Source organism: Pseudomonas sp. GW704-F2 (assembly GCF_059423025.1).
Genome location: NZ_JBWKXO010000030.1, coordinates 1 through 26,653 on the forward strand (window position 1 = coordinate 1; position 26,653 = coordinate 26,653).

Here is a 26,653-nt window from a genome sequence, read left to right on the forward strand (position 1 = left end):
TTTGTTTACCAAGGAGTTTTCCGTTTCGACTGCGCCGGAAGTGGGGCGAATTATAGACGTCCAGGATTTGCCGTCAACCTTTAATTTGGTTTTTCTATCAAACAGCGGAAAACCTCCAAATCCACGCTATATAGAAGGTAGAAAACTGATAATTGAGCAATATATTGCTCAGCGACACACACTTAAGCATCATAGGGCTCTTTGCTACTCAAATATGACCTCGGACGAACACCCCAATGACCACCTCCCCTCGCAGCCTGGCCTCGGCACTGTTTCCTGTCGGCCTGCTGTTGATCGCCATGGCTTCCATCCAGTCCGGCGCTTCGCTGGCCAAGACCATGTTCCCTATCGTCGGCGCTCAAGGCACCACCACGCTGCGCCTGATTTTCGCCAGCATCATCATGTTGCTGATATTGCGCCCATGGCGGGCCACGCTGACGGCCAAATCCCTGCGCACCGTGATTGTTTACGGAATGGCGTTAGGCGGCATGAACTTCCTCTTCTATATGTCGCTACGCACAGTCCCCCTTGGTATCGCGGTAGCCCTGGAGTTCACCGGGCCGCTCGCCGTCGCCCTCTATGCATCGCGCCGCGCGGTGGACTTTCTGTGGATCGCCCTCGCGGTTGTCGGTCTTCTGCTGTTGATCCCCACGGGAGAAACCAGCACCGGGATTGACCTGGTCGGTGCGGCTTATGCACTAGGCGCAGGTGTTTGCTGGGCGCTCTACATTCTGTTCGGCCAAAAGGCAGGGAATGATAACGGCGTGCAAACCGCTGCCCTCGGCGTCATGATCGCCGCCTTGTTCGTCGCACCGATCGGCATCGTTCATGCGGGTACGGCATTGCTGACGCCTGCGCTGATTCCAGTTGCCATCGGCGTCGCCATCCTGTCCACGGCGCTCCCCTACACCCTGGAGATGGTCGCGCTGACTCGCCTGCCCGCCCGTACTTTCGGCACCTTGATGAGCATCGAGCCCGCATTCGGCGCGCTCTCGGGCCTGTTCTTCCTGCAGGAGCATTTGTCGCTCGCACAGTGGCTGGCCATCTCCTGCATTATCCTGGCCTCCGTTGGCGCCACGCTGACCATGCGAAACGAGGCCAAACCTCTAGTACCAGCCGATTAATCATCTTTGACGGTAACTCTGGTATTTGTCGCTCATTTGGGCCATGTTTAGGCCGCAAACAAATGTCATTCATGGAGAGTTTCGACAAGGACAGCGCGAACGCTACAATCGAGAGCGAGTAAAGCCAGCTTCAGGCAATTTTTTTGAAGCGGCTATTAAGGATGGGAATGAAGCGAATTTTGATACTGTTAATGGTCGTGGCCATTGCTGGCTGTGCCGCGACCACCAAGACAGAAGTGAAACGGGGCAAAAAAGGGCTGCATATCAACTGTTCAGGGCTGTCCTCCTCTTGGGACCAGTGCTACACCAGTGCAGTCAACTCATGCGGCGCCAAGGGCTACCGGGTTATCGCCAAGTCCGGTGACAACTCCGAGGAGCCTGGGGACTACCCCTTCGGCCTCAACCCTGCTGGTTACACCAGCCGGAGCATGATCGTCATCTGTAAATAGCGGCCCGAGCAGTCCACTTCCGACTGCTCCGCAGCGCCCACCGAACGCCTCGACCCCGCGCAGCCCTTCGCGACGCTGCGACCGGCCGCCTGCGCGTAAATCGCAAGCGGCACTTGCCGAGCAGCGACCGATCAAATAGCCGCGGTGCGTACCTGCAACCACTCCAGCGCAGCGCCACTGAGCAATGGGCTCAAACGCTGACACACCTCGGCATGGTACGCATTGAGCCACTGGCGCTCCTCCGCCGTCAGCAACGACGGCTCCAGACAACGGGTGTCGATCGGGCACAAGGTCAGGGTTTCGAACTCGAGGAACTCACCGAACTCGGTCTTGCCCGCTTCGCGATTCAACACCAGATTCTCGATACGCACGCCCCAACGTCCCGGACGGTAAGTACCCGGTTCAATGGAGGTGATCATGCCCGGCTGCATCGCGGTTTGCGGCGCAGTAGCGGCCTGGTAGGCGATGACCTGCGGACCTTCATGCACATTGAGGAAATAACCTACACCGTGCCCCGTGCCATGGCCGTAGTCCACACCTTCGGCCCAGATCGGCGCGCGTGCGATGGCATCGAGCAGTGGCGACATAATGCCCTTGGGAAAATGAGCACGGGACAGGGCGATCACCCCCTTGAGCACGCGGGTGCAATCACGCTTCTGTTCATCACTCGGCGCTCCGATAGGCACCATCCGCGTGATATCGGTAGTACCGCCCAAGTACTGGCCACCCGAGTCGATCAGCAGCAGGCCATCGCCTTCGATCAGCGCATGCTCTTCTTCGGTGGCGTGGTAATGCGGCATCGCGCCATTGGCATTGAACGCAGCGATGGTGTTGAAACTCAGCGACACATAACCGGGACGGCGGGTACGTGCGGCCGTCAGGTGTTCGTCGATGGTCAGTTCAGTGATGCGTTCACGGCCCAGCGCACTCTCCAGCCAGGCGAAGAATTCGCACAAGGCCGCGCCATCCTGCTCCATGGCCAGGCGGATATGTTCCGCGTCGGCCAGGCTCTTGCGGGATTTGGCAAGCGTCGTCGGGTTCAGCCCTTCCACCAGCTTGACGCTGGCATCCAGGTGTTCCAGCAAACCGGCGGTCACGCGTGCCGGATCAACCTGCACACTCGCGCCCGATGGCACCGCGCGCAGGGCATCGGCGACTTCGCTGTAATCGCGCAAGGTCACGCCATCCTGCTCAAGCACCGCCCGCAGCGCGGCATCGACTTTGCTCAGCGCCACAAACAGCGTGGCCTGTTGCGCATTGATCAGGGCGAAGGACACAAACACCGGGTTGAACGATACATCGGCACCGCGCAGGTTAAACAACCAGGCGATGTCATCCAGGGTGGCGATGAAGTGCCAGTCGGCGCCCTTTTCTTTCAAGCTGGCGCGCAGTGCAGCGAGTTTTTCGCCACGGCTGACGGTGGCCTGCGGTGGCAGGTGCTGATAGATCGGCTGATTCGGCAACGCCGGGCGGTCGCTCCAGACTTCATTCAGCAGGTCGATGTCGGTACGCAGGCGAGCACCGCGCTCCGCCAGTTTGCCGCCCAAGGTACGCGCCGACGCCACGGCCATTACCGCACCGTCGACCGCCACCACGGCGCCCTGCGGCGTCTGTTCGGCCAGCCACTCCAGCGGGCCAGGTTGACCCGGCTGCAGCTTCACCAACTCGATACCGCTGCCCTTGAGTTCCTTGGTCGCTTGTTCCCAGTAGCGGCTGTCGGCCCAGACACCGGCGAAATCCGCGGTGACGATCAGCGTCCCCACCGAGCCGTGGAAGCCCGACAACCATTGACGCCCCTGCCAGTAGCCCGGCAGGTATTCGGACAGGTGCGGGTCAGCGGACGGCACCAGCAAGGCATGAATGCCTTCGCGGCGCATCAATTCACGGGTATGCGCCAGGCGCTGGGGAACCGTTCCATGGGTCAAAGGCTGCGTACTCATTGTGTCTCCTGCTAACCACGAATAATTGTTATGGATTACGAATGAAGAATCAGACCGCCCAGAACGCCGGCGCACTGGCAAGGGTGGCCTTGATCAACTGCACGGCCTGGTCGATATCCTGCTCGGTGGTGAACCGCCCCAGGCTCAAGCGAATGGTTCGACCGGCGCTGCGGGCATCATGCCCCAGCGCCAGCAGCACATGGGAGGGCGCATTGCTCGCCGAATTGCAGGCCGAGGTGGCGGAAAAAGCAATGCCCGCACTCAAGGCCGCGGCGTTGAACTCGCCTTCACCGAAGGTGAGGCTGAGGGTGTGGGGAATGCGCTGGGTGGCGCTGCCATTGAGACGCACACCGACGACCGACGCCAGTTGATCGAGCAGGCGCTGGCGCAAGGCCACGATCTCCGCCTGCTCTTCACTGAACGCCTGCGCCGCCAAGGCGAACGCCGCGCCCATGCCCGCAATCTGGTGGGTTGCCAGTGTACCGGAGCGCAAGCCGCCCTCGTGGCCACCGCCGTGAATCTGCGCCAACACCTTCCGCTGCGCCCGCGGCCCGACATACAGCGCGCCGATCCCCTTGGGGCCATACACCTTGTGCGCGGAAAACGACATCAAATCCACCGGCCATTGCGCCAGGTCGATCGCCACCTTGCCCGCGCCCTGTGCCGCGTCCACATGCAACAACGCGCCGTGTTCACGCACCCGCGCGCCAATGGCGGGGATGTCGTTGAGGGTGCCCAACTCGTTGTTCACCAACATCAGCGATACCAGGAAGGTGTCCTCACGCAGTGCTTCACTCACCGCCTCGGCACTGATCAACCCATCGGCGTCCGGCGCCAGGTAGGTCACGGCCACTCCGGCCTCCTGCATCTGCCGCGCGGTGTCCAGCGTAGCCTTGTGCTCTATCTGGCTGGTGATGATATGCCCACCCGCCAAGCCCCGCGCTTGAGTCACCCCCTTGATCGCGAGGTTGTTGGACTCCGTCGCGCCGGACGTCCAGACGATCTGCTCCGGCTCGGCACCGACCAGCTCGGCCACCTGGCGACGCGCCTGTTCAACCGTTTGCCGGGCCGCTTGGCCGAAGGCGTGGGAACTGGACGCAGGGTTACCGAAATTGGCATGCAAGCCCAGACACTCGACCATCACCTGGATGACCCGCTCGTCCACCGGGGTGGTGGCGGCGTAGTCGAAATACAACGGACGTTTATTCATAACCTTAGGGACTCGCAGAGCAGGTTCCCGAGAGCAACGTCTCAGGGGCATCGACCGGAACAGAGGTCGTCAGGTTTACCCGATCGAATGCCATTAAAAAAGGACCACTTGACGTAAATGTGCGTAGGAACGCTCCTGAAATTCAGCTTAACAGGCTGACATAGCGCCATGGCAAACAAAAAGCCCGAGGCTTCTTGAGAAACCTCGGGCTTTTTGCCACTGAGCACCGGCTCAACTGGAGCGGCCATGCAGGGTCACATTACGTTCGGCGTTCATTTCGCCCTGGTGAGCAAAACTGAAAGGTTGTTGTGCCTGACCGGTCAGGGCAGCCCGCTGGCGTTGATATTCGTCAAACGACAAGCCGCGACGGCTCAACGCCTCCAGCGCCAGTTCCCGGGTTTCTTGCGCCGTGTAAGGGCGTAATTCAGGCGAAGGATGGGTCGCACAACCGGCAACGACAGAAGTGACGAGTAATAAGGAAACAGCAAAAAATCGGTTCATGGCGACGGCTCTGCGAAGAAGGTCTCAAGTCAATGAACACAGGCTACTCCCGCCCCTGGACAGTGAAAAATCACCATCCGTGATAGTCGCTATCACCCGTCGCCACACCCTCATGAGCGCCACCCTTATATTCTTTTAGGATCTATAAATATGTAAATACGTTCATTTACGGAATAAGCATAACCTTCTATAAATGGCTCCACGCGAATTCGACACTGTTCGCCAGGCAACTGTTGCGCAGGCAACAGCCATTCAACAAAACACCAGGCAGACAACAGCAACGTTTTTCAGCAGTGAGCCCGCAGCCCAGGCGGATCAAGGCCTGCAGCCGTTGGTACAGCGCTTGCTCAGACCGGCTCACTTCCCCTGCTATGCCACTGTTGAAAAAGGAACTGTTGATGACCCGTCCCCTGAATGTCGTTGCCCTCTCCGGCGGAACCTGGCGCCCGTCCCGTACCCTGGTGTTGACCCAGGCCGTGCTGGCCGAACTGGCAACGTTGTTGCCGATCCAGACGACCCTGATCGAACTCGGTGATATCGCCCGGCCACTGGGCGGCGCACTGTCGCGCGATGAGTTGCCGGCCGAGGTCGAATCCCAACTGTTGGCCATCGAACAGGCCGACTTGCTGATCGTCGCCGCACCGGTCTATCGCGGTTCTTATCCAGGCCTGCTCAAGCATCTGTTCGACCTGGTTGGCCTTAACTCGCTGATCGACACCCCTGTGCTGCTGGCCGCCACCGGCGGCAGCGAACGGCACGCGCTGGTACTCGATCACCAGTTGCGCCCGCTGTTCAGCTTCTTCCAGGCCCTGACCTTGCCGATCGGCGTATATGCCACCGAAGCCGATTTCACCGATTACCAAATCACCAACGAAGCCTTGAAAAGCCGTATTCGCCTTGCGGCAGAACGCGCAGCCCCTTTGTTCGCCGCGCACGCCCCCTCACTGTTGAAAATCGCTTAAGGATTCGTCATGGATGTTTTCTGGTTTCTGCCCACTCATGGCGACGGTCATTACCTGGGCACCACCCAAGGTGCCCGTCCGGTCACCCTCAATTATCTGAAGCAAGTCGCCCAGGCCGCTGACAGCCTTGGCTACTACGGCGTGTTGATTCCTACCGGGCGTTCGTGCGAAGACTCCTGGGTAATCGCCTCGGCGCTGGTGCCGCTGACGGAACGCTTGCGCTACCTGGTGGCAATTCGCCCTGACATCATCTCGCCCACAGTGTCGGCGCGCATGGCGGCGACCCTGGATCGCCTGTCCAACGGCCGCCTGCTGATCAACGTCGTGACCGGCGGCGACCCCGACGAAAACCGCGGCGACGGCAGCTTCCTCGACCACCGCGAACGCTATGAAGTCTCCGACGAATTCCTCAAGATCTGGCGCCGCGTATTGCAGGGCGAATCGGTGGACTTCGAAGGCAAACACCTGCGTGTGCAGAATGCCAAGGCACTTTACCCACCGGTGCAGAAGCCTTATCCACCGCTGTACTTCGGCGGTTCCTCCGACGCCGCCCACGACCTCGCCGCCGAACAGGTGGACGTGTACCTGACCTGGGGCGAACCACCCGCCGCCGTCGCCGAAAAGCTCGCGGATGTACGTGAACGGGCCGCGCGCCACGGGCGGTGCGCGCTGGAGCGACACCCTGGCCATCGTGCGTGAATTCGCCAAGGTCGACAGCTCCATCGCTCATGTCTTCGGTTTTCACCACCTGATGCTCGCTACGGTGCGCCTGTTTTCGCGGCCGGACCAATGGCAGCCGTGGTTCGAACAGACCGCACGCAAAAACTGGTTCTGGGGCAACGCCCTCAACCCGCTGGACACGCGCACGCAGGTCAAGGATTTCGGCAGTTGGCGTGAGTTCTCCGGCAAGAAGAGCTTCTGCTCCGGCGCCAGCGACTCGGAAATGCTGATCGCCTCGGCGGTGGATGAGAGTGCCGGCGGCAAGTTGCTGATCGCCGCCATCCCCAGCAGGCGCAGCGGCATCACCTTGCACAACGACTGGAACAATATCGGCCAGCGCCAGACCGACAGCGGCAGCGCCAGTTTCGAATGGGTGCGCGTCGAGGAGTCGGAATTGCTGCTCGACCCGGGCCCTCTGAGCACACCGTTCGCCTGCCTGCGCCCACTGATCGCGCAGTTGACCTTCACGCACATGTTCCTCGGCATAGCCGAAGGTGCCTTTGATGAAGCGCGCAACTACACCCTCACCGAAACCCGTGCGTGGCATAAATCCACCGCCGAGGATTTGCGCCAAGACCCTTACGTGCTGCACCACTACGGCGAATTCTGGGTGGCCCTGCAAGGTGTGCGCCTGTTGGTGGAACGCGCCGCCGCGCTGCTCGATCAAGCCTGGGCCCAGGGGCCGAACCTCAGCGAAAACGAACGCGGCCAACTGGCCATCGCCATCGCCACCGCCAAGGTCGCCGCCAGCCGTCAGGGCCTGGAGTTGTGCAGCCGCCTGTTTGAAGTCACCGGCGCGCGCGCCACCCATGCGTCACTGCGCCTGGACCGGCACTGGCGCAACCTGCGCACGCAAAGCCTGCACGACCCGGTGGACTACAAACTCCACGAACTGGGGGACTGGGCGTTGAACCAGTCCCTGCCGACTCCTACGTTCTATTCATAAAGAGGTGCCCATGCAGCTTTTAACCTTACCGCCCTCGCCCGCCCTCGCCACCTCGATCCGCGCCACGGCCCAGGTCTTCGAAGACCCGAAATCCCAGGCACTGCTCGACCATATCCAGCAAGTGGCGCCCAGCGAAGCCAGCGTGTTGATCATCGGCGAAACCGGGACCGGTAAAGAGCTGGTGGCGCGCCACATTCATAACCTCAGCGCACGACGCAACCGGCCCTTCGTGGCGGTGAACTGCGGGGCGTTTTCCGAATCGCTGGTGGAAGCCGAACTGTTCGGCCATGAAAAAGGCGCCTTCACCGGCGCCCTCAGCGCCAAGGCCGGCTGGTTCGAAGAGGCCGACGGCGGCACCTTGTTCCTCGATGAGATCGGTGATTTGCCGATGGCGATCCAGGTCAAGTTATTGCGCGTACTGCAAGAGCGGGAGGTGGTGCGCCTGGGCTCGCGCAAGAGCATTCCCATCGATGTGCGCGTGCTTGCGGCGACCAACGTGCAGCTGGAAAAAGCCATCAACGCCGGGCACTTCCGTGAAGACCTCTACTACCGTCTCGACGTGGTCAGCCTGGAACTCAGCCCGTTGCGCGAGCGTCCCGGCGATATCCTGCCGCTGACCCGACACTTCATCGAAGCCTACAGCCAGCGCCTGGGCTACGGCCCGGTCACCATCAGCCGCGAGGCCGAACACAAGCTGAAAAACTACAGCTGGCCAGGCAATATCCGCGAGCTGGAAAACGTGATTCACCACACCTTGCTGATCTGCCGCAATGGCGTGATCGAACGCGACGATTTACGCCTGTCGAACCTGCGCATCGAGCGTCAGGACGACAGCCCGCACGGCACCGACAACAGTGCCGAAGCCTTGCTTGAACGGGCCTTTCAAAAGCTGTTCGAGGAACAGGCCGGTGCCCTGCATGAAAAAGTCGAGGACGCGTTGCTGCGTGCCGCCTACCGCTTCAGCCACTACAACCAGGTCCACACCGCCAACCTGCTGGGCCTGAGCCGCAACGTCACACGCACGCGCCTGATCAAGATTGGCGAACTGGCGGTGAACAAGCGCCGCCCGGGGGGAAACGTTCAGGGTGAGCGCATGCTGCACCTATCCATTTAAACGGCAGTGCAACGCATTGTCATGGCTGCGCTCGAAACTGTGCAGCACCTGGAACGAACCGAAGGTCACGGCCGTGGCCTGGTGGGCGCGTATCAGTGTCCAGAAATCTTCCTCGCCGTGCTCAACGCACTGGAAGGCCGCCTCGCCGTCCTCGCGTGAGCGCCATTGCAGGTAATTGAGTACCCGCCGCCCGTCATCGCTGACCTGCACACTCGCATTGAGAAAGCCGCCGTGCCCTTGGGCCAGGCGCTCGCTCTGGATGGACAATGCCGCGACCAGGGCGAGCTGTTGCTGGGGCTCGACCTGAAACTCGATCAATTGAGTGAAACTGCGATTCTTCTCTGATACCTGCATGAACACTCCCCTTTCTCTGTAGGCAGAATCTTGTGATTCGATACCACGCAGGGTAAAACCTCTAGTTAAGTCAAGGTCAAGGGTTAATCCGGAGTTTTTCATGGTTACCAAGGAGCTTACTGTTGGCCAACTGTCGGCCCGCAGCGGCGTGGCGGTCACGGCCCTGCATTTCTACGAAACCAAGGGGCTGATCAAAAGCAATCGCAATGCCGGCAACCAGCGGCGCTACCCGCGCGATGTACTGCGCCGGGTGGTGGTGATCAAGATCGCCCAGCGCCTGGGGATTCCGCTGGCGACGATTGGTGAAGCGTTGCAGGCCCTGCCGGATGGACGCACGCCGACGGCTAAAGATTGGCAGCGTTTGTCGGCATCGTGGCGGGCAGATCTGGACGAGCGCATCAACAAGTTGATGCTCCTGCGCGACAAGCTCAATGGCTGTATTGGCTGTGGATGCCTGTCGCTGGAAGCCTGCCCGCTGCGCAATCAGGGCGACCTGCTCGGTGAGCGTGGGCCGGGGGCTCAGTTGTTGGAGCCCAGCTGAAAAACCGCTCCCTGTGGGAAATGTTCACCTTAAACCCCTGGGACAGCGCCCCGCCCTGAAACCCGTGGTGTCGCTGCGGCTGGCGCCCGCCGCAGCACTTATGGCGCAACGATCTGCCTGTTCACTGTTGCCTGGGCAACACCTCGTCGGTTGCCCGCAAGCCACGGCTGGCGTGGCCTATAGTGAAAGGGCCGGCCCTTCATAAACACAATTCAGGGAGAATGATATGAGCGTAAAACCTATTCCCGAGGGCTATCACAGCATCACGCCCTACCTGGGCGTCGAAAAAGCCGCCGAAGCCATCGAGTTCTACAAAAAAGCCTTCAACGCCACGCAAGTCATGCGCCTGGACATGCCCGACGGCAAGGTCGGCCACGCTGAACTGCGTATCGGAGACTCGGCGATCATGCTCGCCTCGCCCTGCGGTGAAATGGCCTTCGGCAGCCCGCGCGATGGCCACACCAGTGTCGGCCTGCATTTATATGTGGACGATGTCGACGCGCAGTATCGACAAGCGGTCGCAGCCGGCGGCCTGTCCATTTCCGAACCCAAGGACCAGTTCTACGGCGACCGCTCCGCCACGCTGAGAGATCCGTTCGGTCATGTGTGGTTCCTGGCCTCCCGCAAGGAGGATCTGAACGAAGCACAAATCCGCCAGCGCGCCGAAGCGCTGTTCAAGCAAGGCTGAGCCTGGGAACGGGCTTGCTCGCGATGGCGCTCGGGCAGGCCCGCTGCCACTGTTTGATCGAGGGTCGGCTTGAGACGGGGGCTGCCCAGCACCGCGGCCTCAGCGCCCCGAATGTGAACCTGAAACATTTGCTTTCATATCTGGGTTAGGGATTTCTCATTCTCATCCGTCTTAACTTAGATACAGCCTGTCGCGTCAGCAAAAGCTACGACCGGTCTTTTCCGGGCCCTCATTGCCCCCCTCCGATCAAGACTCCCATTCACATGTCGAAGAAGTCGCGCTCAAAACTCTGGTTTCTCGTACACAGCTGGCTGGCATTACCCATCTGGTTTTTTGTACTGATCGTCTGCGTCACCGGCACCCTGGCCGTGGTCAGCCAGGAAATTGTCTGGCTGGCCAACCCGGAAATCCGCGCCAGCAAGCCGTCGGACGCCGCCGAACCGCTGAGCTATGACCAGGTGATCAACGCCATCAAACGCGCCGAGCCCCTGGTGATCGTGCAATCCATCATCCGCCCGGACGAGTCGCACTTCGCCCTGAGTGTCACCCTCAGTTACCCCGACGGGCGCTCGGTGGAGGTCTATGTCAACCCTTACACCGGGGCGATCCAGGGCATCAGCCCGGCGTTCGACTTCAAACAATTCACCCGCGCCCTGCACGGCTGGTGGCTGGTGCCATTCACCAATGGGTTCAGTTGGGGCTGGTACCTGGTCTCCGCGCTCGGCCTGCCGTTGCTGGCGTCGTTGATCACCGGGCTGGTGGTGTACAAGCGCTTCTGGAAGGGCTTTTTGCGCCCGACCCTGCGCATCCGCCATGGCGCGCGAATCTTCTGGGGCGACTTCCACCGCCTGAGCGGTATCTGGTCGATCTGGTTTATCGCGGTCATTTCCATCACCGGCACCTGGTTCCTGATTCAGGCGATCCTGGGGGATAACCAGATTTCCATCTCCAGCGAACCCATCGTGCCGGTGATCGCCCGGGAGAGCGTACCGACGTCCGCCCCCGGCGTGCCGGCGCCGATGATTGCCCTGGACGACGCGATCGAAATCGCCAGCCAACGGATTCCGGGGCTGGAGACCAGCTTCGTGTTCCTGCCACTCAATGCCTACAGCCATCTGCAGATCGGCGGGCGGGGCTGGTACCCGTTGATGTTCCAGACCGCGCAGATCAACCCCTACACCGGCGAAGTGGCGGTTTCGCACCTGCTGTCCAACCGCTCGACGCTGGAGTTCGTCACCGAGTCCATGCGCCCGCTGCACACCGGCGACTTTGGCGGGCTGTGGATCAAGCTGATCTGGGCATTCTTCGGCCTGGTGTTGAGCATGATGGTGTTGAGCGGCCTGCTGATCTGGACCAAACGCACCGCCCTGGCCACCCTCCATGCCCTCAAGCGCAGCCACAAGGCGCCGCGCCAGGCGGCAGCGGTCGCGGCCCTGCAGGCTGAAATGGCGGAGGGCAACCAATGAGCAAGGTCGCTGCCGCAACGCCTTCGCCACTACGCGCCGTGTGGCTGAAATGGCGGTTCCACCTTAACGTCCTGCTGTTGCTGGTGCCCCTGGGCTTCATGCCCAAGTACTTTGCCGACGCCGCGCTGTTTCGCGGTGACAGCGGCATCGGCGAGCGCGTGGCCGGCGAGGTGCAGGTCGGGCCCTGGAGCCTGACCCTCGCCGAGTTCCGCAACGAAGGCCCGCGCCCGGACCCGGCCGGCCCGATGAAATTTTTCAATGCCGCCCTGTGCGCCAACTGCGCCGAGCAGGTCAAGGCAACCTACCTGCGTATCGGCAAACCGCGCAGCCTGCGCGCCGCCGGGGTGATCTTCTTCGGCACGCCGTACCGCATGGGCGCGCTGCTCCCGGTGCCCGAGCGCACGCCGGCCGACGCCGAACTGTGGGTCACCATGGAAGGCTGGGACGGCACGATGCACCAGGGTTCCATTGCGCTGAGCCAGGCCTCGCCTGCCACCATTGCCTGGCTGAACAAGCAAGGAGTCAAACCATGACATTGATACGCCTGAGCCGCGCCTGCGCCACGTTGTTGCTGTGCGTCGGTTTCTGTCCCACAGCCGTGGCCCACAACCCGATGTGCGAATGCAAGGAAATCCCCGGCGAACAGATCCAATGCACCGGCGGTTTTTCCGACGGCAGCGGCGCCCCCGGCGTGACCCTGGATGTGATCGGCTACGACGAAACCATCCTCGTGCCCGGCAAGCTCGGCGCGGACTCGACCCTGACCTTCAAGAAGCCCTCAGCCGAGTTCTACGTGCTGTTCGATGCAGGCCCCGGTCACGTCGTTGAAATCGACCAAGCGGATATCCCGTCCCAATGAGTACGACACAGGTGGTACGCCCAGCCGGGGCCGGGCACGAAACCCTCTATGTCCTGCTGCTGTGCCTGATCATTCTGGCGGTGGCCGGTACGGTGGTGGCCCTGCACGGTGAAACCCAGGCCGTGGTTGCCGTGCCCAGCCACCAGTTGGACGCGCGCCGCGACCTCAGCGCCGCCGAGCAAGGCATCTACGCCGACCTGCGCGTGACCCTGGATGAAATCCACTGGCTGCAGCAGGCACACAGCGCCCTGCCGACGCCCGCGCAACTGGCCGAAGAAGGCTTTGCGCCCTTTGCCCAGGACGCCAGCTCGGTCAGCCGTGGCGATCATCGCTGGCAGTTGCTGGCGCCGTCGGCCTACCTCGGCGTGAGCCAGGCGCCGGCCACCAGCGGCTCGCTACTGATGCGGGTAACGGGCGCCGAGCCGGACATCTGGCTCAACCGCCGCCCAGACCTGGCCGCCCCCTTCGACCTCACCGACCAGGCGCTGATCGCGGCCGGCTGGCAGCAAGTGGTCGCGCAATTCGACGCCGGCGTGACCCGCCAGCACCGTCACTGACCGAGAAGACCGAGTGCCCATGTCTATTTCATCGCCCCTTGTACGCCTGCTGCTGGTCAGCCTGATCAGCCTGCTGCTCGCCCCGTTGGCCAACGCCGAGGCAGCCAAGCGCCTGCGGATCGGCATCACCCTGCATCCTTATTACAGCTACGTCGCCAACATCGTCGGCGACAAGGCCGAGGTGGTGCCGCTGATTCCGGCCGGTTTCAACCCACATGCCTACGAGCCGCGCGCCGACGACATCAAGCGCATCGGCACCCTGGATGTGATCGTGCTCAACGGGGTCGGCCACGACGATTTCGCCGACCGCATGATCGCCACCAGCGAGCGGCCAGACATCCCGGTGATCGAAGCCAACGCCAACGTGCCGCTGCTGGCCGCCACCGGCAACGCCGCGCGCGGCGCCGGCAAGGTGGTCAACCCGCACACCTTCCTGTCGATCAGTGCCTCGATTGCCCAGGTCAACAACATCGCCCGCGAACTGGGCAAGCTCGACCCGGACAACGCCAAAACCTACACCCAGAACGCCCGCGCCTACGGCAAGCGCCTGCGGCAGATGCGCGCCGAGGCCCTGGCCAAGCTGACCCGCGCGCCCAACCCGGACTTGCGCGTGGCCACGGTCCACGCAGCCTACGACTACCTGCTGCGCGAGTTCGGCCTGGAAGTCACCGCCGTGGTCGAGCCGGCCCACGGCATCGAACCCAGCCCGAGCCAGTTGAAGAAAACCATCGATGAATTGCGCGCCCTGGATGTGAAAGTGATCTTCTCGGAGATGGATTTCCCGTCCACCTACGTCGAGACCATCCAGCGTGAATCCGGGGTCCGGCTGTACCCGCTGTCGCATATCTCCTACGGCGAATACAGCGCTGAAAAGTACGAAGTGGAAATGACCGGCAACCTCAACACCGTGGTGCGGGCGATTCAGGAGTCGGGGGCATGACGGCGGCGCAACGCTTGAGCATGGTCAGCGTCGGCCCGACGATCGACTTCGACAAGGTGTCGCTGACCCTGGGCCGCACCGTGATCCTCGATGGCGTGAGCTTCCAGGTGCAGCCGGGCAGCATCCATGCACTGGTGGGCCCGAACGGCGGTGGGAAAAGCTCGCTGATCAAGACGCTGCTGGGGCAAACGCCGCACCAGGGGCAACTGCGCCTGACGTGGCCGGACACGCCCGGCACCATTGGTTATGTGCCCCAGGCGCTGGAGTTCGACCGCGGCCTGCCGATGACCGTGGATGACTTCATGGCGGCGATGTGTCAGCGGCGCCCGGCATTTCTCGGGCTGTCCAGGCATTACGCCGGCGCCATCGGCGAGGCCCTGGAACGGGTCGGCCTGCAGGACAAACGCAAACGGCGCATGGGCGCGTTGTCGGGGGGTGAACGTCAGCGCGTGCTGCTCGCCCAGGGGCTGATCCCGGCCCCGCAATTGCTGGTGTTGGATGAGCCGATGTCGGCCCTCGATGAAGCCGGTATCCAGGTGTTCGAACGTCTGCTCAATGACTGGCGCCGCGCCGGGATCACCGTGCTGTGGATCGAGCACGACCTGGACGCCGTGGGCCGCCTCGCCGACCGCGTCACCGGCCTGAACCGCCGCGTGCTGTTCGACGCCACGCCCAAAGCGGCACTGACCCCGGATCGCCTGCTGACCCTGTTCTCCACCCATCCTCGGAGCCTGGCGCCATGAGTTATGAAGCGTTTCGCCTGATGGTCCAGGGCTGGGCCTCTTCCGGTTACCTGCCGGAGGCGCTGGCCTATGGTTTTGTGGTCAACGCCCTGCTCGCCGGCCTGCTGATCGGCCCGGTGCTGGGCGGCCTGGGGACGCTGGTGGTGGTCAAGCGCTTTGCGTTTTTCTCCGAAGCGGTCGGCCATGCCGCGCTGACCGGCGTGGCCGTGGGCATTCTGCTCGGCGAACCCTACACCGGGCCCTATGGCGCGCTGTTCGGCTACTGCCTGCTGTTCGGCATCCTGCTCAATTACCTGCGCAACCGCACCGGCCTGGCGCCGGATACCTTGATCGGCGTGTTCCTCTCGGTGTCCCTGGCGTTGGGCGCAAGCCTGCTGTTGATACTGGCGGGCAAGATCAACGTTCACATCCTGGAAAACGTGCTGTTCGGCTCGGTGTTGACGGTCAATGGCAACGATCTGCTGGTGCTGGCGATTGTCGGTTCGCTGGTGATGGCCCTCGCCCTGCCGCTGTACAACCGCATCATGCTCGCCAGCTTCAACCCGCAGTTGGCGGCGGTACGCGGGGTAGCGGTGAAGACCCTGGATTACCTGTTCGTGATCCTGGTGACGTTGATCACCGTGGCGGCGGTCAAGGTCATCGGGGCGATCCTGGTGGGCGCGCTGCTGGTGATTCCGGCGGCGGCGGCACGCTTGCTGAGCCAGTCGCTCAAAGGCTTCTTCTGGGTCTCCGTGGCGATTGCCACCGTCAGCACGTTGTGCGGCATCCTGCTGCCGATCATCTTCGACCTGCCCATCCCCTCCGGCGCCGCGATCATCCTGGTCGCCGGTATCGCCTTCGCCCTCGCCGCCATCGCGCGCGGCACCGTGCCCAGCCTCAAAGGGAATCTTGGATAATGCACCCTGCCTTTCGCCCAATGGCCTTGGCCATCGCTTGCCTGATCAGCGCGTCGGCGCTGGCCGTCGACGGTTTTGATCCGAAGAGTTTCAAAGTCAACCAAGGCCTGGGCCACGCCGCGCTGACCAAAGCGAAAAAGCCTGTGAAGGTCCTCGCCTCGTTGCCCATTACCTATGGCCTGGCGGAGCTGCTGCTTAAAGGCAGCGACGTACAGCTCGAACGCGCCGCACCGGCCAACCTGCCCGGTTCGCGGCAGGTGTCCTACTTCACCGGCCGTGGCGCGCCGGCCTTGAACACGTTGGCGATGGATGCCGATGCCGTCATCGGCTTGCGTTCGCTGTGGGCCGATGACCCGCTGTACCCGGTGGCGCGACGCAGCAATATCCGCATCGTCGAAGTGGACGCCGCGCGCCCGGTGGACGGTGGCCTGCCGGGGATCGCCGTACAACCGGGCGTCAGCGATGGCTTGAACAGCCAGCCGTGGCAATCGAGCAACAATATGGGGCGCATGGCCGATGTGATGGCCGCCGACCTGAGCCGCCTGGCACCGGGCGCGAAGGCGCAAATCGACGCCAACCTGGCCGCCCTCAAGCTGCGCCTGCTCAAGCTCACCGCCGACAGCGAAGCACGGCTGGCCCAGGCGGATAACCTTAGCGTGGTCAGCCTGAGCGATCACTTTGCGTATCTGCTCGGCAGCTTGAACCTGGAAGTGTTCGACACCGACGCACGCCCAGATGCCGACTGGACGCCCGAGGCCTTACAGCAACTGAGCACCCGCCTGAAGGACAACGAGGTGGCCGTGGTGCTGCACCATCGCCCGCCAAGCGCGGCGGTGCAAACCGCGGTGACGGCCGGGGGCGCGCAACTGCTGGTCTTGAACGTCGACGGCGCCGACCCGGTGACGGCGTTGGAAAGCAATGTGGATCAACTGATCAAGACGCTGAGCCCATGACATCCACGCCCACGTGGATGGCATCATGCCGCCAGAACTCCAGGTCGCAGTCGATCAAACGCTGATGCTGGTCATAGTTGACCCGGGCGATACGCAAGCCCGGGCTGCCCACCGACACGCGCAACGCGGCGGCGGCTTCCACCGGCAGTGAGGTCGGCACAATCTCGAAGCGTACCCGCCCGTAGTGCAAATCGTACTTGCGCGCGTACAGCTCGGTCATCGACTGGTTCAGGTCGCAGGCCAGAATCCCGGGGAAATACTGCGGGTTCAGGTAGTGCTCCACATACAACACCAGGCGCTCATCGATCCTGCGCCGGCGGCAGATCTGGATCACGCTGGACAGCGCCGGCAATTGCAACCACGCACACACCGCCGCCGATGCCGGTTGCAGCCGCGCGCTGATCACCTCGGTCGACGCCACGCGGCCCTGGTCGTTGACCATTGCGTGAAAGTGGCTGCGCTGCATCAGGTTGTAGGCCAGGCGCGGCGGCGAGACAAACCAGCCACGGCGCTCCTCGCGATAGATCTGGCCTTGGGCCTCCAGTTGTAACAAGGCTTCCCGCACCGTAATCCGGGTGGTACCAAACAACTCGCTGAGCTTGCGCTCGGCGGGCAGTTTGCTGGCGGGCGGCAAAAGGCCATGGTCGATCTGCTCTTGCAGCGCCAGGCCGATGGATGTCACCGCCTTGATTGCCTCATCACGCATCAACGTTACCTATCTGGACTAGACCAGCACCGTTCAGGTGCATAAACCGCTCATTAAATGGGCCTGTATTACTGCATGCCAGCCTAGGCATTGCAGATGACCGACAGATGACAACCCCGGTCGAGCCTCGTGATAAACCTTGCAATCCGTCGGCCAAGTCCAAGGCCTGCGGGCGCTTGGGCATGGTCTACGCTAAACCTGCGCCGAGCGACATCGGTGCTTCAAAAACGACATAGACATGAAACTGTCATCCATCCCGCCTAGATTGGCTCAGGTATTGCTGACCTAGACCAACACCACCGCTAACGTTCATATAAAACGCCGCGTTGAAAACGCCCAAAGGAGCTTCGGATGAAACAGCTTTTCCTGGCATCACTGTTAGGCTCGACCATTGCCATGAGCACCGCCGCCATGGCCGCTGATACCGATCTAAAAACGCTCGAAGCCGCCGCGAAAGCGGAAGGCGCCGTCAACAGCGTCGGCATGCCCGATGACTGGGCCAACTGGAAAGGCACCTGGGATGACCTGGCCAAGACCTACGGCCTCAAGCACATCGACACCGACATGAGCTCGGCCCAGGAAATCGCCAAGTTCGCCGCCGAGAAAGACAACGCCAGTGCCGATATCGGCGACGTCGGCGCGGCCTTCGGCCCGATCGCGGTGAAACAGGGCGTGGTCCAGCCTTACAAACCAAGCACCTGGGCTCAGGTCCCGGATTGGGCGAAAGATAAAGACGGCAACTGGGCGCTGGCCTATACCGGCACCATCGCCTTTATCGTCAACAAAAAGCTGCTGCACGGTTCGGACGTACCAACCAGCTGGGCTGACTTGAAGAGCGGCAAATACAAGGTCTCCATCGGTGACGTGAGCACCGCCGCCCAAGCCGCCAACGGTGTGCTGGCCGCCGCCATCGCCAACAAGGGCGACGAGAAAAACCTGCAGCCGGCCCTGCTGATGTTCGCCGACATCGCCAAGCAAGGTCGCCTGTCCCTCGCCAACCCGACCATCGCCACCATGGAAAAAGGCGAAGTGGAAGTCGGCGTGGTCTGGGATTTCAACGGCTTGAGCTACAGAGCCAAGATGGCCAACCCGGATGACTACGTGGTGCTGATCCCATCGGACGGTTCGGTGATTTCCGGCTACACCACCATCATCAATAAATACGCCAAGCACCCGAACGCCGCCAAACTGGCCCGCGAATACATCTTCAGCGACGCCGGCCAGATCAACCTGGCCAAGGGCAATGCGCGGCCGATTCGCGCCGAACACCTGACGTTGCCGAAGGAAGTGCAGGACAAGCTGCTGCCGAACGAGCAATACAAGCACGTCACCCCGATCAAGGATGCCGACGCCTGGGAGAAGAGCTCCAAGGCACTGCCGCAGAAGTGGCAGGAAGAAGTCATCATCAATATGCAGTAATGCCTGAGCTGTAGATGCGGTCAGTGTGGGAGCAGGCTTGCCTGCTCCCACATTTGTTCCGATTCCAACCGCAAACCCGATCCAAACCCATCTGTTGCGGAGCGTCTCCCCCTATGAAGCACAACGTCATCCTTGTGGTGCTCGACGGCCTGAACTTCGAGGTTGCCCGTCATGCCATGGGGCATCTGCAAGCCTACGTCGGCGCAGGACGCGCAGCCCTCTACAAACTCGAATGTGAATTGCCGTCGCTCTCCCGGCCGCTCTACGAATGCATCTTCACCGGCGTGCCGCCGATCGACAGCGGCATCACCCACAACCATGTGTCGCGCCTGTCCAACCAGCGCAGCCTGTTCCATTATGCCCGCGACGCCGGTCTCACCACCGCCGCGGCGGCCTATCATTGGGTCAGCGAGTTGTATAACCGCACGCCCTTTATCGCCGCCCGTGACCGGCATACCGACGACAAGACCCTGGCGATCCAGCACGGGCACTTCTACTGGCAGGACCACTACCCGGATTCGCACCTGTTCGCCGACGCCGAAAGCCTGCGCTGCAGACACGCGCCGAACCTGCTGGTCGTCCACCCGATGAACATCGACGACGCCGGCCACAAGCACGGCCTCGACAGCGCGCAATACCGCAACAGCGCACGCTCGGCCGACATCCTCCTGGCCGACTACCTGCAAGGCTGGCTCGACGCCGGCTATCAGGTGCTGGTGACCGCCGACCACGGCATGAACAACGACCGCTCCCACAACGGCCTGCTGCCGGAAGAACGCGAAGTGCCGCTGTTCGTGCTCGGCTCGGCCTTCACCTTCGATCCCGACGCCACGCCCAGGCAAACCGAGCTGTGCGGCACCGTCTGCGCGTTGCTGGGCGTGCCCCACGACAAACCTGTCTGCCGGGAGCTGTTGAAGTGAGTGCCATGACCCGCAGCAAATGGCTGGCAATCCTGTGCCTGATGCCCTTCGCGCTGTTCTTCATCGTGTTTGAAATTGCCCCGCTGGCGTGGGTGATGATCAACAGCCTGCAATCGGAAGAGTTCGGCTGGGGCCTGGCCAACTTCAGCAAAATCTTCAGTTCGAAGTTCTACCTGCAGGCGATCCAGTACAGCCTGGAGATCAGCTTCTACTCCAGCGTGTTCGGCATCATCATTTCGGTGCTCGGCAGCTACTCGTTGCGCCGCGTGGACTCGCCGCTGCGCAACTTCGTCACCGCCTTCGCCAACATGACCAGCAACTTCGCCGGCGTGCCCCTGGCCTTTGCCTTCATCATCCTGCTCGGTTTCAACGGCAGCATCACCATCATGCTCAAGCAGGCCGGGATCATTCAGGACTTCAACCTGTACTCCAAGACCGGCCTGATCATTCTCTACACCTACTTCCAGATCCCGCTGGGCGTGCTGCTGCTCTACCCCGCCTTCGATGCGTTGCGCGAAGACTGGCGCGAGTCCGCCGCCCTGCTGGGGGCCAACGGCTGGCAGTTCTGGCGCCACATCGGCCTGCCGGTGCTGACCCCCGCGCTGCTCGGCACCTTCGTGATCCTGCTGGCCAACGCCCTCGGCGCCTACGCCACGGTCTACGCGCTGACCACCGGCAATTTCAACGTATTGCCGATCCGGATCGCGGCGATGGTGTCCGGCGACATCTCCCTGGACCCGAACATGGCCAGCGCCCTGGCCGTGGTGCTGGTGGCGCTGATGACCGTGGTCACCGTGGTCCATCAACTGCTGCTCAAGAGGAGCTACCATGTCTCGCGCTGAAGCCGGCCCGGCCTCCCTCTACCACCGGGTGGTGGTGTACCTGTTGTTCGCGATCCTGGTGCTGCCGCTGATCGGCACCTTTGTCTACTCCATTGCCAGCAGTTGGTCGGCGACGATCTTGCCGGCCGGTTTTACCGTGAAGTGGTACGTGCAACTGTGGAGCGACCCGCGCTTTCTGATGGCTTTCGGCCAGTCCCTGCTGGTGTGCGTGGGCGCGTTGATTTTGTCGGTGGTGCTGATCCTGCCGCTGCTGTTCGTGGTGCATTACCACTTCCCCAGGCTCGACGCGTTGATGAACATCCTGATCCTGCTGCCGTTCGCGGTGCCGCCGGTGGTGTCGTCGGTGGGCCTGCTGCAACTCTATGGCTCCGGGCCGCTGGCGATGGTGGGGACGCCGTGGATTCTGATCGGCTGCTATTTCACCGTGGCGCTGCCGTTCATGTACCGCGCGATCACCAACAACCTGCAAGCCATCAACCTGCGCGACCTGATGGACGCCGCGCAACTGCTCGGCGCCAGCACCTGGCAGGCAGCGATCCTGGTGGTGCTGCCCAACCTGCGCAAGGGCCTGATGGTGGCGTTGCTGCTGTCGTTTTCGTTCCTGTTCGGTGAGTTCGTGTTCGCCAATATCCTCGTCGGCACGCGCTACGAAACCCTGCAGGTGTACCTGAACAACATGCGCAACAGCAGCGGCCACTTCACCAGTGCCGTGGTCATTTCCTATTTCTTCTTTGTGCTGGTGCTGACCTGGGCCGCCAACATCTTGAACAAGGACAAAAGCCAATGAGCTTCGTCAGCGTCCAACACCTGCAAAAAGGCTACGCCGGCACCCCGGTGTTCAGTGACATCAACTGCGAGATCGCCAAGGGCGAATTCGTCACCCTGCTCGGCCCGTCCGGCTGCGGCAAGTCCACCTTGCTGCGCTGCATCGCCGGCCTGACCTCGGTCGACAGTGGCCAGATCCTCCTCGACGGCCACGACATCGTGCCTTTGAGCCCGCAGAAACGGCAGATCGGCATGGTGTTCCAGAGCTATGCGCTGTTCCCCAACATGACCGTGGAACAAAACGTCGCCTTCGGCCTGCGCATGCAAAAGGTCAACGCCGACGACAGCCACAAACGCGTGCAGGACGTGCTGCAACTGGTGGAGCTCAAGGAGCTGGCCGGTCGCTACCCGCACCAGATGTCCGGCGGCCAGTGCCAGCGCGTGGCCCTCGCCCGCTCCCTGGTGACCCGCCCGCGCCTGTTGCTGCTGGATGAACCGCTGTCGGCGCTGGATGCACGCATCCGCAAGCACCTGCGCGAGCAGATCCGCCAGATCCAGCGCGAGTTGGGCCTGACCACGATTTTCGTGACCCATGACCAGGAAGAAGCGCTGACCATGTCCGACCGGATCTTCCTGATGAACCAGGGCAAGATCGTGCAAAGCGGCGATGCCGAAACCCTCTACACCGCGCCGGTGGATGTGTTTGCCGCCGGGTTCATCGGCAACTACAACCTGCTCGACGCGGAGAAGGCCAGCCAACTGCTGCAACGGCCGATCAGCGGGCGCATCGCGATTCGCCCGGAAGCCATCGAACTGAGCCGCAGCGGCGAACTCGACGCCCTGGTGCGCAGCCACAGCCTGCTGGGCAACGTGATTCGCTACCGTATCGAAGCGCGCGGCGTGGAATTGGTGGTGGACGTGCTCAACCGCTCGGCGGACGATCTGCACCCCGACGGCCAGCGCCTGGCACTTTCCATCGACCCGAGCGCACTGTGTGAAGTAGCCTGAGCAGCAGTGATTTTTTAAGAGAGTGTGACGGATGGCATTGGTAATTTTTGATTTGGACGACACCCTGATCCACGGCGACTGCGCCACCCTGTGGAGCGAGCAGATGGGCCGCCTGGCCTGGGTCGACCCCGAGTCGTTCATGCGCAAGAACAACGAACTGATGGACGCCTACAGCCAGGGCAAGCTGGCCATGGAAGAGTTCATGGACTTCAGCCTGGAGCCGATGATCGGCCGCACGCCGGAGGAGATCGAGCACCTGGTGGAGCCCTGGGTCGAGGACGTGATCGAACCGCTGATCTACAGCGACGCCACCCGCACCATCGCCCGCCACCGCGCGAACGGCGACCGGGTGCTGGTGATTTCCGCGTCGGGCACCCACCTGGTCACGCCGATTGCGGCGCGTATCGGCATCGACGAAGTGTTGGGGATCGAGCTGGATGTCAGCCACGGCGTGTACAGCGGCCGTACTGTCGGCGTCCTGACCTACCGCGAAGGCAAGATCACCCGTTTGCTCGAATGGCTGGAGCAGGAAGGGGAAACCCTGGAAGGCGCGTACTTCTATTCGGATTCGCGCAATGATCTGCCGCTGCTGCTGAAGGTGGATAACCCCCAGGTGGTGAACCCCGACCCGGTATTGCGCGAGCACGCCGAAAAAGCCGGCTGGCCGGTCCACCGCTGGGCCTGATTCGACCAAGATCCAAATGTGGGAGGGGGCTTGCCCCCTCCCACATTGACCACATTCCAATTCGGGATCAGGTCAGGCTGTCGTCGATCACCAACACCAACTTGCCGGAAATCTGGTTGGTCGCCAGCTCCGCAAACGCCGCCTCGGCATCGTTGATCGGGAAGGTCTTGGCCAGTTGCGGGCTCAAGCGGCCTTCGGCAAACAACGGCCAGACATGCTGGCTCAGGTCACTGAACAGGTCGGCCTTGAACTGATCGTCACGGCTGCGCAGGGTCGAGCCCAGCAGTTGCACTCGCTTGCCCAGCACCTGCGCCAGGTCCAGTTGCGCCTCGCGCCCGCCCATCAGGCCGATCAGCACCCAACGACCGTCCAGGGCCAGCAACTTGAGGTCCAGCGCCGCGTAGCTGGCGCCGACCGGGTCGAGGATGACGTCGAACGGCCCGAAATCCCGCAGCCCTTCAATACCGTCCGTGCGGACCACGCCGCCCTGGGCGCCGAGGGCTTCACAGTAGGCCAACCGATCCGCCGAGCCGACACTAACCCAGCACGGGCTGCCGAACGCCTTGCACAGCTGGATCGCCGCCGAACCCACGCCACTGGCGCCGGCATGCAGCAACACCTTCTCGCCGGGCTTGACGCCCGCCAGCTGGAACAGGTTCAACCACGCGGTGCTGTACACCTCGGGCAATGCCGCCGCTTCGATCAACGACAGGCCTTCCGGCACCGGCAGCACGTGACGGGCGTCCACCACCACTTCCTCGGCCATGCCGCCGCCGGCCAGCAGCGCGCAGACGCGGTCGCCGACCTGCCAGGACGAACCCGCGCCGACCTCGCTGATCACCCCGGAACACTCCAGGCCCAACACCTTGCTGACGCCCGGCGGCGGCGGATACAGCCCCGCACGCTGCAATAAATCGGCACGATTGAGGCCCGCAGCCGCCACCCGAATGCGAACCTGACCTACATCGCATGTAGGACTCGGCTCTTCCAACCACTCCACATGACCTTCAACGCCTTGCAATGCTTTCACAGTGCCTCCATAGTGAGTCTGGACTGAGCCCGTAGCTGTATCGCCGGGCTTTTTGCATTATGCGACCGGCCCAAATGGAACCGGCGACTTCAAAGACGGCCTAATATGCGTTATCAATTGCCCCCGCGTCGAATCAGCATGAAGCATTTGTTCCCCAGCACCGCCCTAGCTCTTTTCATTGGTCTCGGCTTGTCGTCGATGTCGACCAATACGTTCGCAGCCAACAGCTGGGACAATCTTCAGCCTGATCGCGATGAGGTGATTGCCAGCCTTAACGTCGTCGAGTTGCTCAAGCGTCATCACTACAGCAAGCCGCCGCTGGACGACGCTCGCTCGGTGATCATCTATGACAGCTACCTCAAGCTGCTGGACCCGTCGCGCAGCTACTTCCTGGCCAGCGACATCGCTGAGTTCGACAAGTGGAAGACCCAGTTCGACGACTTCCTCAAGAGTGGCGACCTGCAGCCCGGGTTCACCATCTACAAGCGTTACCTGGACCGCGTCAAAGCGCGTCTGGACTTCGCCCTGGGTGAATTGGACAAAGGCATCGACAAGTTCGACTTCACCGAGAAGGAAAGCCTTCTGGTGGATCGCAAGGACGCCCCTTGGCTGACCAGCACCGCCGCCCTGGATGACCTGTGGCGCAAACGCGTCAAGGACGAAGTGCTGCGCCTGAAGATCGCCGGCAAAGAGCCGAAGGCCATTCAAGAGCTGTTGACCAAGCGCTACAAGAATCAGCTGGCACGTCTGGACCAGACCCGTGCCGAAGATATCTTCCAGGCCTACATCAACACCTTCGCGATGTCCTACGATCCGCACACCAATTATCTGTCGCCGGATAACGCGGAAAATTTCGATATCAACATGAGTCTGTCGCTGGAAGGCATCGGTGCCGTCCTGCAAAGCGACAATGACCAGGTGAAAATCGTGCGTCTGGTACCGGCCGGTCCGGCAGACAAGACCAAGCAGGTCGCCCCTGCCGACAAGATCATCGGCGTGGCCCAGGCCGACAAAGAGATGGTCGATGTGGTCGGCTGGCGCCTGGACGAAGTGGTCAAGCTGATCCGTGGGCCGAAAGGCAGCGTGGTGCGCCTGGAAGTGATTCCGCACACCAATGCGCCGAACGACCAGACCAGCAAGATCGTGTCCATCACCCGTGAAGCGGTGAAACTCGAAGACCAGGCCGTGCAGAAGAAAGTCCTCAACCTCAAGCAGGATGGCAAGGACTACAAGCTGGGCGTGATTGAAATCCCGGCCTTCTACCTCGACTTCAAGGCCTTCCGGGCCGGCGATCCGGACTACAAGAGCACCACGCGCGACGTTAAGAAGATCCTGACCGAGCTGCAGAAAGAAAAAGTCGACGGCGTGGTCATCGACCTGCGCAACAACGGCGGCGGCTCCCTGCAGGAAGCCACCGAGCTGACCAGCCTGTTTATCGACAAGGGTCCGACCGTGTTGGTGCGCAACGCTGACGGCCGTGTCGACGTGCTCGAAGACGAGAACCCGGGCGCCTTCTACAAAGGCCCGATGGCATTGCTGGTCAACCGCCTGTCGGCCTCGGCCTCGGAGATTTTCGCCGGCGCCATGCAGGACTATCACCGCGCCTTGATCATCGGCGGCCAGACCTTCGGCAAAGGCACCGTGCAGACCATCCAGCCGCTGAACCATGGCGAGCTGAAACTGACCCTGGCCAAGTTCTACCGGGTTTCCGGGCAGAGCACCCAGCATCAGGGCGTGCTGCCGGACATCGACTTCCCGTCGATCATCGACACCAAGGAAATCGGCGAGAGCGCCCTGCCCGAGGCCATGCCGTGGGACACCATCCGTCCTGCGATCAAGCCCGCGTCGGACCCGTTCAAGCCATTCCTGGCGCAGTTGAAGGCTGACCACGACACCCGCTCCGCCAAGGATGCCGAGTTCATGTTCATCCGCGACAAGCTGGCCCTGGCCAAGAAGCTGATGGAAGAAAAATCCGTCAGCCTCAATGAAGTGGATCGTCGCAAGCAGCACGCCGACATCGAGAATCAGCAACTGGTGCTGGAGAACGTCCGCCGCAAGGCCAAGGGCGAAGCCCCACTCAAGGAACTGAAGAAAGAAGATGAAGACGCGCTGCCGACCGAGGCGGATAAAACCAAGCCGGAAGACGACGCCTACCTGGCCGAGACAGGCCGGATTCTGCTGGACTACCTGAAAGTGACCAAACAGGTGGCCAAGCAATAAATGATGGCTATTTAATGTGATCACGCTGCAGAGTGTCATCATATAGACATCATTCTGTCGTGAAATAAAGGACCGTCGGCTCACCGCCTGCGGTC

Annotated in this window: 28 protein-coding genes and 1 pseudogene; 23 read left to right on the top strand and 6 right to left on the bottom strand. The window is 62.0% G+C overall.

Annotated features, from left to right (window positions below; all coding sequences use genetic code 11):
• The first annotated feature begins 236 nt into the window (after positions 1–236).
• Both rhtA and AC07W0_RS22255 read left to right on the top strand, forming a co-directional pair.
• Positions 237–1,124 (top strand): threonine/homoserine exporter RhtA, encoded by an 888-nt coding sequence (gene rhtA / locus AC07W0_RS22250; protein WP_017846915.1) that lies wholly within the window; start codon positions 237–239, stop codon positions 1,122–1,124.
• A 167-nt stretch (positions 1,125–1,291) separates the two neighbouring features.
• Positions 1,292–1,573, top strand: coding sequence for a hypothetical protein (locus AC07W0_RS22255; protein ID WP_017846914.1), 282 nt, complete (start codon positions 1,292–1,294; stop codon positions 1,571–1,573).
• Positions 1,574–1,704: 131 nt separating this feature from the next.
• Here the strand turns inward: AC07W0_RS22255 and AC07W0_RS22260 are convergent, their stop codons facing one another.
• From AC07W0_RS22260 to AC07W0_RS22270, 3 genes are all read right to left on the bottom strand, one after another.
• Positions 1,705–3,513: an aminopeptidase P family protein gene (locus tag AC07W0_RS22260; RefSeq protein ID WP_017846913.1), complete on the bottom strand. Its 1,809-nt coding sequence runs from the start codon at positions 3,511–3,513 to the stop codon at positions 1,705–1,707.
• Between the two features lie 49 nt (positions 3,514–3,562).
• Positions 3,563–4,723 carry a cysteine desulfurase family protein gene (locus tag AC07W0_RS22265; RefSeq protein ID WP_102618342.1) on the bottom strand — a complete coding sequence of 387 codons (1,161 nt, stop codon included), beginning with the start codon at positions 4,721–4,723 and terminating at the stop codon, positions 3,563–3,565.
• Positions 4,724–4,954: 231 nt separating this feature from the next.
• Positions 4,955–5,224, bottom strand: a complete 270-nt coding sequence (locus tag AC07W0_RS22270) for a hypothetical protein (protein ID WP_026140011.1) — start codon at positions 5,222–5,224, stop codon at positions 4,955–4,957.
• A 398-nt stretch (positions 5,225–5,622) separates the two neighbouring features.
• Between AC07W0_RS22270 and msuE the strand changes: the two genes are divergently transcribed.
• From msuE to AC07W0_RS22290, 4 genes and pseudogenes are all read left to right on the top strand, one after another.
• Entirely contained in the window at positions 5,623–6,186 is a 564-nt protein-coding gene (gene msuE, locus AC07W0_RS22275; protein WP_046385331.1) for an FMN reductase, read from the top strand.
• 9 nt (positions 6,187–6,195) lie between these two features.
• A pseudogene (locus AC07W0_RS22280) lies at positions 6,196–6,849 on the top strand (LLM class flavin-dependent oxidoreductase); the annotation flags it as partial.
• Entirely contained in the window at positions 6,818–7,852 is a 1,035-nt protein-coding gene (locus AC07W0_RS22285; RefSeq protein WP_102618343.1) for an acyl-CoA dehydrogenase family protein, read from the top strand. The pseudogene AC07W0_RS22280 and the gene AC07W0_RS22285, both read left to right, overlap by 32 nt.
• A gap of 10 nt (positions 7,853–7,862) precedes the next feature.
• On the top strand, positions 7,863–8,966 hold the full coding sequence (locus tag AC07W0_RS22290; RefSeq protein WP_046491040.1) for a sigma-54 interaction domain-containing protein: 1,104 nt from the start codon (positions 7,863–7,865) through the stop codon (positions 8,964–8,966).
• Here AC07W0_RS22290 and AC07W0_RS22295 read toward each other — a convergent pair.
• Positions 8,955–9,320, bottom strand: coding sequence for an antibiotic biosynthesis monooxygenase (locus AC07W0_RS22295; protein ID WP_017846906.1), 366 nt, complete (start codon positions 9,318–9,320; stop codon positions 8,955–8,957). The genes AC07W0_RS22290 and AC07W0_RS22295 overlap by 12 nt on opposite strands.
• A 100-nt stretch (positions 9,321–9,420) precedes the next feature.
• Between AC07W0_RS22295 and soxR the strand changes: the two genes are divergently transcribed.
• The 10 genes from soxR (at position 9,421) to AC07W0_RS22345 (ending at position 16,963) form a co-directional block, all read left to right on the top strand.
• On the top strand, positions 9,421–9,861 hold the full coding sequence (soxR, locus tag AC07W0_RS22300) for a redox-sensitive transcriptional activator SoxR (protein ID WP_017846905.1): 441 nt from the start codon (positions 9,421–9,423) through the stop codon (positions 9,859–9,861).
• Between the two features lie 226 nt (positions 9,862–10,087).
• Entirely contained in the window at positions 10,088–10,549 is a 462-nt protein-coding gene (locus AC07W0_RS22305; protein ID WP_046384136.1) for a VOC family protein, read from the top strand.
• 263 nt (positions 10,550–10,812) lie between these two features.
• The gene (locus tag AC07W0_RS22310; protein ID WP_102618344.1) at positions 10,813–12,015 is read left to right on the top strand and encodes a PepSY-associated TM helix domain-containing protein; all 1,203 of its coding nucleotides are present in this window, start codon (positions 10,813–10,815) and stop codon (positions 12,013–12,015) included.
• Entirely contained in the window at positions 12,012–12,548 is a 537-nt protein-coding gene (locus tag AC07W0_RS22315) for a PA2404 family protein (protein WP_017846902.1), read from the top strand. Before AC07W0_RS22310 ends, AC07W0_RS22315 begins: the two co-directional genes overlap by 4 nt.
• Positions 12,545–12,874 carry a hypothetical protein gene (locus AC07W0_RS22320; protein WP_046491045.1) on the top strand — a complete coding sequence of 110 codons (330 nt, stop codon included), beginning with the start codon at positions 12,545–12,547 and terminating at the stop codon, positions 12,872–12,874. Before AC07W0_RS22315 ends, AC07W0_RS22320 begins: the two co-directional genes overlap by 4 nt.
• On the top strand, positions 12,871–13,431 hold the full coding sequence (locus tag AC07W0_RS22325; protein WP_102618345.1) for a DUF6162 family protein: 561 nt from the start codon (positions 12,871–12,873) through the stop codon (positions 13,429–13,431). The genes AC07W0_RS22320 and AC07W0_RS22325 overlap by 4 nt, the downstream gene beginning before the upstream one ends.
• 19 nt (positions 13,432–13,450) lie before the next feature.
• A complete protein-coding gene (locus AC07W0_RS22330) occupies positions 13,451–14,371 on the top strand; it encodes a metal ABC transporter substrate-binding protein (protein WP_017846899.1) in 921 nt (306 codons plus the stop codon).
• The gene (locus tag AC07W0_RS22335; protein ID WP_017846898.1) at positions 14,368–15,114 is read left to right on the top strand and encodes a metal ABC transporter ATP-binding protein; all 747 of its coding nucleotides are present in this window, start codon (positions 14,368–14,370) and stop codon (positions 15,112–15,114) included. The genes AC07W0_RS22330 and AC07W0_RS22335 overlap by 4 nt, the downstream gene beginning before the upstream one ends.
• A complete protein-coding gene (locus tag AC07W0_RS22340) occupies positions 15,111–16,010 on the top strand; it encodes a metal ABC transporter permease (protein WP_017846897.1) in 900 nt (299 codons plus the stop codon). The genes AC07W0_RS22335 and AC07W0_RS22340 overlap by 4 nt, the downstream gene beginning before the upstream one ends.
• A complete protein-coding gene (locus AC07W0_RS22345) occupies positions 16,010–16,963 on the top strand; it encodes a metal ABC transporter solute-binding protein, Zn/Mn family (RefSeq protein ID WP_102618346.1) in 954 nt (317 codons plus the stop codon). The genes AC07W0_RS22340 and AC07W0_RS22345 overlap by 1 nt, the downstream gene beginning before the upstream one ends.
• On the opposite strand, the gene AC07W0_RS22350 is transcribed toward AC07W0_RS22345, so the two are convergent.
• On the bottom strand, positions 16,944–17,669 hold the full coding sequence (locus AC07W0_RS22350; protein WP_017846895.1) for a UTRA domain-containing protein: 726 nt from the start codon (positions 17,667–17,669) through the stop codon (positions 16,944–16,946). The genes AC07W0_RS22345 and AC07W0_RS22350 overlap by 20 nt on opposite strands.
• Before the next feature lie 351 nt (positions 17,670–18,020).
• On the opposite strand from AC07W0_RS22350, the gene AC07W0_RS22355 reads away from it, so the two are divergent.
• From AC07W0_RS22355 to AC07W0_RS22380, 6 genes are all read left to right on the top strand, one after another.
• Positions 18,021–19,088: an ABC transporter substrate-binding protein gene (locus tag AC07W0_RS22355; protein WP_102618347.1), complete on the top strand. Its 1,068-nt coding sequence runs from the start codon at positions 18,021–18,023 to the stop codon at positions 19,086–19,088.
• Positions 19,089–19,201: 113 nt separating this feature from the next.
• Positions 19,202–20,008: an alkaline phosphatase family protein gene (locus tag AC07W0_RS22360; RefSeq protein WP_017846893.1), complete on the top strand. Its 807-nt coding sequence runs from the start codon at positions 19,202–19,204 to the stop codon at positions 20,006–20,008.
• A 5-nt stretch (positions 20,009–20,013) separates the two neighbouring features.
• Positions 20,014–20,850, top strand: coding sequence for an ABC transporter permease (locus AC07W0_RS22365; protein WP_164887057.1), 837 nt, complete (start codon positions 20,014–20,016; stop codon positions 20,848–20,850).
• Positions 20,837–21,637 (top strand): ABC transporter permease, encoded by an 801-nt coding sequence (locus AC07W0_RS22370; protein ID WP_017846891.1) that lies wholly within the window; start codon positions 20,837–20,839, stop codon positions 21,635–21,637. Before AC07W0_RS22365 ends, AC07W0_RS22370 begins: the two co-directional genes overlap by 14 nt.
• A complete protein-coding gene (locus AC07W0_RS22375) occupies positions 21,634–22,623 on the top strand; it encodes an ABC transporter ATP-binding protein (protein ID WP_046491057.1) in 990 nt (329 codons plus the stop codon). Before AC07W0_RS22370 ends, AC07W0_RS22375 begins: the two co-directional genes overlap by 4 nt.
• Before the next feature lie 31 nt (positions 22,624–22,654).
• A complete protein-coding gene (locus AC07W0_RS22380; protein ID WP_017846889.1) occupies positions 22,655–23,308 on the top strand; it encodes an HAD family hydrolase in 654 nt (217 codons plus the stop codon).
• 67 nt (positions 23,309–23,375) lie between these two features.
• Here AC07W0_RS22380 and AC07W0_RS22385 read toward each other — a convergent pair whose 3' ends face one another.
• Positions 23,376–24,338: a zinc-binding dehydrogenase gene (locus AC07W0_RS22385; RefSeq protein ID WP_026140008.1), complete on the bottom strand. Its 963-nt coding sequence runs from the start codon at positions 24,336–24,338 to the stop codon at positions 23,376–23,378.
• A gap of 138 nt (positions 24,339–24,476) precedes the next feature.
• Here AC07W0_RS22385 and AC07W0_RS22390 point away from each other — a divergent pair, with 138 nt between their 5' ends.
• On the top strand, positions 24,477–26,558 hold the full coding sequence (locus AC07W0_RS22390) for a carboxy terminal-processing peptidase (protein ID WP_169886158.1): 2,082 nt from the start codon (positions 24,477–24,479) through the stop codon (positions 26,556–26,558).
• The last annotated feature ends 95 nt before the right edge of the window (positions 26,559–26,653 follow it).

What these genes read in the sequence shown, in the direction of transcription:
- rhtA (WP_017846915.1), top strand. Translation starts at nt 237, where the DNA reads ATGACCACCTCCCCTCGCAGCCTGGCCTCGGCACTGTTTCCTGTCGGC.
- AC07W0_RS22255 (WP_017846914.1), top strand. Translation starts at nt 1,292, where the DNA reads ATGAAGCGAATTTTGATACTGTTAATGGTCGTGGCCATTGCTGGCTGT.
- AC07W0_RS22260 (WP_017846913.1), bottom strand. Translation starts at nt 3,513, where the DNA reads ATGAGTACGCAGCCTTTGACCCATGGAACGGTTCCCCAGCGCCTGGCG.
- AC07W0_RS22265 (WP_102618342.1), bottom strand. Translation starts at nt 4,723, where the DNA reads ATGAATAAACGTCCGTTGTATTTCGACTACGCCGCCACCACCCCGGTG.
- AC07W0_RS22270 (WP_026140011.1), bottom strand. Translation starts at nt 5,224, where the DNA reads ATGAACCGATTTTTTGCTGTTTCCTTATTACTCGTCACTTCTGTCGTT.
- msuE (WP_046385331.1), top strand. Translation starts at nt 5,623, where the DNA reads ATGACCCGTCCCCTGAATGTCGTTGCCCTCTCCGGCGGAACCTGGCGC.
- AC07W0_RS22285 (WP_102618343.1), top strand. Translation starts at nt 6,818, where the DNA reads ATGTACGTGAACGGGCCGCGCGCCACGGGCGGTGCGCGCTGGAGCGAC.
- AC07W0_RS22290 (WP_046491040.1), top strand. Translation starts at nt 7,863, where the DNA reads ATGCAGCTTTTAACCTTACCGCCCTCGCCCGCCCTCGCCACCTCGATC.
- AC07W0_RS22295 (WP_017846906.1), bottom strand. Translation starts at nt 9,320, where the DNA reads ATGCAGGTATCAGAGAAGAATCGCAGTTTCACTCAATTGATCGAGTTT.
- soxR (WP_017846905.1), top strand. Translation starts at nt 9,421, where the DNA reads ATGGTTACCAAGGAGCTTACTGTTGGCCAACTGTCGGCCCGCAGCGGC.
- AC07W0_RS22305 (WP_046384136.1), top strand. Translation starts at nt 10,088, where the DNA reads ATGAGCGTAAAACCTATTCCCGAGGGCTATCACAGCATCACGCCCTAC.
- AC07W0_RS22310 (WP_102618344.1), top strand. Translation starts at nt 10,813, where the DNA reads ATGTCGAAGAAGTCGCGCTCAAAACTCTGGTTTCTCGTACACAGCTGG.
- AC07W0_RS22315 (WP_017846902.1), top strand. Translation starts at nt 12,012, where the DNA reads ATGAGCAAGGTCGCTGCCGCAACGCCTTCGCCACTACGCGCCGTGTGG.
- AC07W0_RS22320 (WP_046491045.1), top strand. Translation starts at nt 12,545, where the DNA reads ATGACATTGATACGCCTGAGCCGCGCCTGCGCCACGTTGTTGCTGTGC.
- AC07W0_RS22325 (WP_102618345.1), top strand. Translation starts at nt 12,871, where the DNA reads ATGAGTACGACACAGGTGGTACGCCCAGCCGGGGCCGGGCACGAAACC.
- AC07W0_RS22330 (WP_017846899.1), top strand. Translation starts at nt 13,451, where the DNA reads ATGTCTATTTCATCGCCCCTTGTACGCCTGCTGCTGGTCAGCCTGATC.
- AC07W0_RS22335 (WP_017846898.1), top strand. Translation starts at nt 14,368, where the DNA reads ATGACGGCGGCGCAACGCTTGAGCATGGTCAGCGTCGGCCCGACGATC.
- AC07W0_RS22340 (WP_017846897.1), top strand. Translation starts at nt 15,111, where the DNA reads ATGAGTTATGAAGCGTTTCGCCTGATGGTCCAGGGCTGGGCCTCTTCC.
- AC07W0_RS22345 (WP_102618346.1), top strand. Translation starts at nt 16,010, where the DNA reads ATGCACCCTGCCTTTCGCCCAATGGCCTTGGCCATCGCTTGCCTGATC.
- AC07W0_RS22350 (WP_017846895.1), bottom strand. Translation starts at nt 17,669, where the DNA reads ATGCGTGATGAGGCAATCAAGGCGGTGACATCCATCGGCCTGGCGCTG.
- AC07W0_RS22355 (WP_102618347.1), top strand. Translation starts at nt 18,021, where the DNA reads ATGAAACAGCTTTTCCTGGCATCACTGTTAGGCTCGACCATTGCCATG.
- AC07W0_RS22360 (WP_017846893.1), top strand. Translation starts at nt 19,202, where the DNA reads ATGAAGCACAACGTCATCCTTGTGGTGCTCGACGGCCTGAACTTCGAG.
- AC07W0_RS22365 (WP_164887057.1), top strand. Translation starts at nt 20,014, where the DNA reads ATGACCCGCAGCAAATGGCTGGCAATCCTGTGCCTGATGCCCTTCGCG.
- AC07W0_RS22370 (WP_017846891.1), top strand. Translation starts at nt 20,837, where the DNA reads ATGTCTCGCGCTGAAGCCGGCCCGGCCTCCCTCTACCACCGGGTGGTG.
- AC07W0_RS22375 (WP_046491057.1), top strand. Translation starts at nt 21,634, where the DNA reads ATGAGCTTCGTCAGCGTCCAACACCTGCAAAAAGGCTACGCCGGCACC.
- AC07W0_RS22380 (WP_017846889.1), top strand. Translation starts at nt 22,655, where the DNA reads ATGGCATTGGTAATTTTTGATTTGGACGACACCCTGATCCACGGCGAC.
- AC07W0_RS22390 (WP_169886158.1), top strand. Translation starts at nt 24,477, where the DNA reads ATGAAGCATTTGTTCCCCAGCACCGCCCTAGCTCTTTTCATTGGTCTC.